This window comes from Flavobacterium sp. P1_E4 (genome assembly GCF_056405915.1).
The window spans coordinates 21139-28032 of record NZ_JBFUBE010000032.1; the positions used below are offsets into that span (position 1 = coordinate 21139).

A 6894-nucleotide genomic window follows, 5' to 3' on the forward strand; every position below is an offset into this window, starting at 1 on the left:
CAAATCTAAAAAAAGCAACTAATTAGCACAATTGATTTTTGGTTAAAGAAGAGTTAATTCACATTGTTTTTTAAAGTAAAAACCTCTTTATGTCAACATTCTATGTTAAAAAAAAGTTCCTCAATCCATTGGATCCCCGCCCCAGATAGTAGCGACAGCCCCGATAATTAGAACACTATTTTTTACAGCTGGTACAGAGCGACCAACGGAAGCTCCTGTAGCGGCTAGTAAAAAAAGTGTTCTAATGGAGGGCTATAGCGGATAGCTGGATAAGGCACATTATCATACTTTTTAACAATAATGCAAAAGAAATACGTTTAGACTAATTTTATTGGTAATAAATTTAATAAACTTAGCTAAAAAAACTACTTTTGATTTCTTTATAAAAAGAGTAAAAATGATTCTAAAGAAGTCCCTGCTATTCCCAACAATATTCCTTCTACTTTGTACTGTCATTGGGCATGCCCAAAAAAGAGAGATGCACCCAAAAAACGAATTTAGAGCCGTTTGGATAGCCACTGTTGTCAATATCGACTGGCCAAAAAAATCCACGGATTCGGTTGAGAAACAAAAAGCAGACTTTATCGATATTTTGGATACCTACCAAAAACTAAATTATAATGCAGTAATTGTTCAGATTCGTTCTGTGGGCGATGCTTTATATCCAACAATATTAGCACCTTGGTCACGTTACCTGACAGGAAGAGAAGGAAAAGCACCAAGTCCGAATTATGATGTACTCGAATGGATGATTACCGAAGCCCATGCCCGTGGTTTTGAATTTCACGCTTGGCTGAATCCCTATCGAGCCACTTTCGATTTGAAAACCGAAACCTTAAGTCCCACCCATGATTATTATAAACATCCAGAATGGATGATTGAATATGGAGGAAAATACTATTACAACCCTGCTCTGCCCGAAGTGCAACAACACCTTACTACACTTGTAGAAGAAGTAGTAATAAAATACGATATTGACGCTGTACACTTTGATGATTATTTTTATCCATATAAAATAAAAGGGATCGAATTTAATGATGCTGCTGCTTATCAAAAGTTTGGAAATGGACTTTCATTACCGGATTGGAGACGTTCCAATGTGACTACTTTTGTCAAAAATATTTCCTCAACCATCAAAAAAGTAAAGCCTTGGGTACAATTTGGCATCAGTCCGTTTGGGGTTTGGCGCAACAAATCTGTTGATCCAAAAGGTTCCGACACACTTTCTGGCCAAACCAATTATGATGATTTATATGCCGATCCTGTCGATTGGATGAACAACAACTGGATTGATTATATAGTACCGCAATTGTACTGGAGTATTGACCACAAAACAGCTTCGTATGCCAAATTGATAAAATGGTGGTCGGAAAATGTACCTAGCAACACTGCATTGTATGTGGGAAACAGCACATACAAAATCAAATCCGATTCAGACAAACACTGGAACAATAAATTTGAAATTCCGAATCAAATTGATCTTACCCGTTCGTATCCTAACGTGCAGGGAAATGGATTTTTTAGCGCCAAATGGTTTATGAATAAAAACATGGATGTAGTCAAGGTACTCCAAGAGTATGAATACAAATATCCTGCATTGCCACTCCCCGTTCCTAATTTAAAAAAGACAATTACCGAAACATTAGCCATCAATTCCATCACCAAGGATACAGCCAATTATTATATTTCTTTTCAGAAACCAAAATTACTTTCAAAAGTCAGATATATAGTAGTTTACGGCGCTAAAGATGCTTCTAAAATAAACATAAATGATGCCTCCCAAATTCTGGACAAAATTGCAGTCGTAGAAGAAAATGAAGGATTCAGCATCGAAGTACCCGATTATAAAATGATAGGCAAAACAGCCTTTGCCTTTACTTTCGTGGATTATTATGCCAACGAAAGTCCAGAGACCATAATCGATTTACAAGTAGAAACGCAAACTAAATAACGATTAAACCTTTAAACGATTAAACCTTTAAACAATTCAACGATTAAACAATTCAACGATTCAAACGATTAAACAATATAAAAAATAATGAAAGACAACAAGCCTTGGTATTGGATTCCGTTTTTAAATTTTTCATCGGGTTTTCCGTATGCAATTATCATTTCGGTATCGGTTATTATGTATAAGGATTTGGGCGTTGACAACCAAGATATTGGTTTCTACACCAGTTTACTATACTTACCTTGGGTTATCAAACCAATCTGGAGCCCGTTTATTGATTTGTATGCCACCAAAAGAAAATGGTTTTTGGCAATGCAATTGTTGATTGCAATTACCTTTTTGATTGTGGGTATGACAATCTCTTTTAATCATTTTTTCATATTGAGCTTGGCTCTTTTTTGGATTGGAGCATTTGCTTCGGCATCTAATGATGTGGCAAGCGATGGCTATTATATGTTGGCATTAGAAAAAGAACAGCAAGCCTTTTTCTTAGGGATTCGTAGTACATTTTACCGTCTTTCAATGCTTACCGGCAATGGGTTAATCGTAATTCTTGCGGGCTTTTTGGAACATAAATTTGGAGACAATACCAAAGCATGGTCTTATACCATGGTTGTTGTCGCCTTAATTGCTATTTCTCTCACTATTTACAACTTTTTCTCCACTCCTAAAGTTGAAGAAATAACTGAGTCTGAAACGAGCCATAAACCAAGTTTTAGCGAAGTCTTTACCTCTTTCTTTCAAAAGAAACAAATAGGAATTGCACTTGCATTTATTTTACTTTTTAGATTGGGTGAATCCCAATTGTTAAAAATGCTAACTCCATTCTTAATTGATGACAAAACTAAAGGAGGTATGGGATTAGCCACAGAAGATGTGGGAATCATTTATGGAACTTTCGGAGTAATAGCCCTTGTCATTGGAGGAATTCTGGGCGGTATTGTTATTTCCAAAGAAGGGTTGCGCAAATGGATGTTACGTATGTTTCTTGCTATGCACTTACCAATAATTGGTTTTGTGCTCTTGGCTTATTTTCATCCAACATCTGTTTATTATATTTATGCCGCCGTTATTGCTGAGCAATTTGGATACGGTTTTGGTTTTGCTGCCTTTATGATGTACTTGATTTACATAGCTGATGGTGAATCCAAAACTTCGCACTATGCTATTGCTACTGGATTTATGGCATTAGGAATGATGCTCCCGGGTATGGCGAGCGGTTTTATACAGGAATATTTAGGCTACGGAAATTTCTTTATCTGGGTGTTTTGTGCCACTATACCTGGACTGATTTTATCCCAATACCTAGATTATCCGGATGAATATGGTAAGAAAACAGAAGATAAATAAATACTTATTTTTAAGATATAAGTCCTATAAAATTATTTAAAACAATAGATGTTAAACACTTAACTTTAATATCTGTATACTTTTTAAACTTATATATTTAAACTAAATATCAGATTCATTTCAAAATGACACTAGAACAAAAAATCGGTCAATTCTTTTTTCCTGCCGTTTTCATCAACGACACAGAAGAAAATATTCAGGAAACAGAACGTTTAATTAAGGAACATAACATTGGTGGATTGACGTTTTTCCATAGCAGAGCCAGTGCGGCAACCAACTATGAGAGCAAGAAAAAAGTAGAATTCAACGACGATAGTTATCAGCGTTTGAAAGACCTGATTGTGCGTTATCAAAAATGTGCCACCACTCCCCTATTGATGAGCATTGATGCCGAATGGGGATTAGCCATGCGCGTTGAAAAAACACCTCAATACCCTTATGCCATAACTCTTGGCGCATTGCCCGAAAGGAAAATTAACTTAGTGTATGAAGTGGGAAAACAAATTGCATTGGACTTAAAATCAGCGGGAATTCACTATAATTTAGCTCCGCTTGCAGACATCAACAACAACCCAAACAATCCGGTGATTGGTTACCGTTCCTTTGGTTCGAATAAAGAAAAAGTGGCTCAGTATGCTTTGGAATACCTTCGAGGCATGTCGGATGTTGGAATTTTAGGTTGTTTAAAACACTTTCCAGGACACGGAAATACCAATGTGGATTCCCATTTGGGCTTACCTATTTTAGAGGAAAATCTAGAGCAATTGCTCGAAAATGAATTGGTTCCATTCATAAGAGGAATAGAAAACCAAGTTGATTCCATTATGATTGGTCATTTGGCTGTTCCCGCTTTGAACGACGGAAAGGAAACTTCGGCAACTTTATCCAAAAACATTATAGAATCTCTTTTGCGCGAGCGATTGGGTTATGATGGTTTGGTTATTTCCGATGCTTTGAATATGCATAGTGTTTCCAAATTATACGATGTTAAGGGCCAACTGGAATGGGAAGCTTTCAACGCAGGAAACGACGTCCTTTGTTTTGCCGAAAACGTAGCCGAAGGGATTCAGGAAATATTAAAAAATGCAAGTCCAGAACGCATTGAGGCTAGTTTAAATCGTATAATAAAGTGCAAACAAAAAGCAGGTCTTTTCGATGAAAATCCAAGCATCGCTGCCGATTTTGACTTTAAAATTACTTCCGAACTGAATCGAAAAATAGCTGATTATTGCATTACTGAGATTAAAGACCAAAATAGTTCAATTCTTCTTTTTGATGCCAAAAACAGGGAACGTCTGGCTAAATTGAGTGTTTATAAAACAATTGACAATCCATTTTTTAAAACCTTAGCATCCTTCTTACCATCTCCTGAGTATGCTATCGAAAATGCTAACGACTTAATCGAAACCACATTAATAGAAGATCTTGCCCCTTTTGATACTGTACTCATTTCTTTATTTGTTCCAAAAGCAAAACCTCTGAATAAATTCGATCTGGAAGATTCAGTTTTGGAATTTTTAGGACAATTGTTTCAAACCAAAAAGTGTATTCTTTATGTTTTTGGAAATCCATATGCCTTGCAAGTGATACCAAATTTGGAACATACTAACGGAATTGTAGAGATGTATCAAGATTTTGTAGAGTTTCAGGAAAGTGCTGCTGAACAATTATTGGAAGACAAAAAAGGAAAAGGCAGCTTACCAGTTTCAATAACAGGCATTTAACAAACAACAATAACTACATACTATCACTTAATAAATATTAATAATCAAAATTTATCTAAAACACCTTTTTATATCTATTATATTTGCGGCATAAAATAACTTTAAAACTAAAAAAATGTCATTAGTAGGTAAAAAATTCCCAAGTATTGCAGTGGATGCTATTTCAGAAATGGGTGATAATTTAAAAATCAACATTTTCGAAGAAGCTACAAAAAACAACAAAAAAGTACTTTTGTTTTGGTACCCAAAAGATTTCACTTTTGTATGTCCAACAGAATTACACGCTTTCCAAGCTGCTTTACCAGAATTTGAAAAAAGAAACACAATCGTAATTGGAGCTTCTTGTGATACTAACGAAGTACACTTTGCTTGGTTAAACACTCCAAAAAACAACGGTGGAATTGAAGGTGTAACTTACCCAATTCTTGCAGATACAAACAGAAATTTAGCTAACATTTTAGGAATTCTTGATATCGAATCTACTAGCTACAGCGAAGATACAGATTCAGTTATCATCGAAGGTTCAAACGTAACTTACAGAGCTACTTACTTAATTGACGAGACTGGAAAAATCTTCCACGAAAGTGTAAACGATATGCCATTAGGACGTAACGTAAACGAATATTTACGTATGGTTGATGCTTATACTCATATCCAAGTAAAAGGTGAAGTTTGTCCTGCAAACTGGGAAGCTGGTAAAGACGCAATGAATGCTGACAGAAAAAGTACTGCTGAATACCTAAGCCTAAACTAATAAACAAAGTTACTAAGATATAAAGATGCTAAGATTCTAAGATTTTTAACTTAGAATCTTAGAGTCTTAGTCACTTAGAATCTCAAAAAAACTACATATGTTAATCGAATTAAACGAAGATACRTTAGGYRCTTTAATMGCWCAAAACGARAAAGTGGTGGTKCAATATTCAGCCTCATGGTGTGGAAATTGCAGAATCATGAAACCAAAATTCAAAAAATTGGCTTCAGAAAATGACGGAATTTCATTTGTTTTGGTAGATGCCGAAAATTCTCCAGAATCAAGAAAATTAGCCAACGTAAGCAACTTGCCTACATTTGCCACTTTCGTAAATGGTAAGTTGGTAAACGAAACACAAACCAACAAACAAGAAGTTTTAATCGAATTGGTTAATGAGATTGTTTAATCGTATATTCGTTGAATCGTTGAATTGGTAAAGCGTTGAATTGGTAAAGCGTTGAATTGGTAAATCGTTGAATCGCTAAAACAATTTCAACAGTTAAACATTTCAACAAATAACGATTAAACAGTTAAACGATTAAACAAATAACCGATTAAACAAATAAACAACAAACAATGAAGTTACCCGTAATAAAACACCTGACCCAGTTCATCGAGGAAAACGATCAGGATTACATCATTGAAACCATCGAAGTATTGGAAGCCATGACTGAAATTTCATCATTGAAAGATGAAGAATTGGATGTCATCGGAGAATTGATTTCAAACATGTATGGCGCTATTGAAGTGCACAAAATGGTACAACAAGGCACCGACAAAAAAGAAGCCCTAAACACTTTCATGAAAAGAGTTCTCGGGTCAATCGATAAATAAAATCGTTTCTTAAGTAGATACAAACGCATTCCGTAATGGGCTGCGTTTTTTTTATGATCAAAAACAAAAAATTACCTCAACCTTTTATCGGATCAGGTGCAAAAGTTGGGGATTATGCAAAAAGATTAGATAATCTGAACAAGAAAAAATCTATATTTCTCACTCCTCTAAATTGACTTCTAAAAGCTTTTATTTTTGCATTGAAAGATTCGGCAGAAGCATTTGTACTTCTGTTATGAAAATAGTTTAAGATTGACTTGTAATTAAAAGTTATGGTATTA

Annotated in this window: 7 protein-coding genes; 6 read left to right on the plus strand and 1 reads right to left on the minus strand. The window is 35.1% G+C overall.

The window, feature by feature from the left end; translation table 11 throughout:
• The first annotated feature begins 397 nt into the window (after positions 1-397).
• From AC1DY0_RS17870 to AC1DY0_RS17895, 6 genes are all read left to right on the plus strand, one after another.
• The gene (locus tag AC1DY0_RS17870; protein WP_477189943.1) at positions 398-1951 is read left to right on the plus strand and encodes a glycoside hydrolase family 10-like protein; all 1554 of its coding nucleotides are present in this window, start codon (positions 398-400) and stop codon (positions 1949-1951) included.
• A gap of 87 nt (positions 1952-2038) precedes the next feature.
• Complete coding sequence (locus tag AC1DY0_RS17875; protein WP_477189944.1) at positions 2039-3301, plus strand: MFS transporter; 1263 nt, start codon at positions 2039-2041, stop codon at positions 3299-3301.
• Positions 3302-3426: 125 nt separating this feature from the next.
• A complete protein-coding gene (locus tag AC1DY0_RS17880) occupies positions 3427-5025 on the plus strand; it encodes a glycoside hydrolase family 3 protein (RefSeq protein ID WP_477189945.1) in 1599 nt (532 codons plus the stop codon).
• Between the two features lie 115 nt (positions 5026-5140).
• Positions 5141-5779: a peroxiredoxin gene (locus AC1DY0_RS17885; RefSeq protein WP_477189946.1), complete on the plus strand. Its 639-nt coding sequence runs from the start codon at positions 5141-5143 to the stop codon at positions 5777-5779.
• A gap of 97 nt (positions 5780-5876) precedes the next feature.
• Entirely contained in the window at positions 5877-6185 is a 309-nt protein-coding gene (locus tag AC1DY0_RS17890; RefSeq protein WP_477189947.1) for a thioredoxin family protein, read from the plus strand.
• A gap of 170 nt (positions 6186-6355) precedes the next feature.
• Positions 6356-6613, plus strand: a complete 258-nt coding sequence (locus tag AC1DY0_RS17895) for a DUF6952 family protein (protein ID WP_477189948.1) — start codon at positions 6356-6358, stop codon at positions 6611-6613.
• Between the two features lie 112 nt (positions 6614-6725).
• Here AC1DY0_RS17895 and AC1DY0_RS17900 read toward each other — a convergent pair.
• A partial coding sequence (locus tag AC1DY0_RS17900) for a transposase (RefSeq protein WP_477189949.1) occupies positions 6726-6894 on the minus strand: 169 nt, incomplete at its 5' end.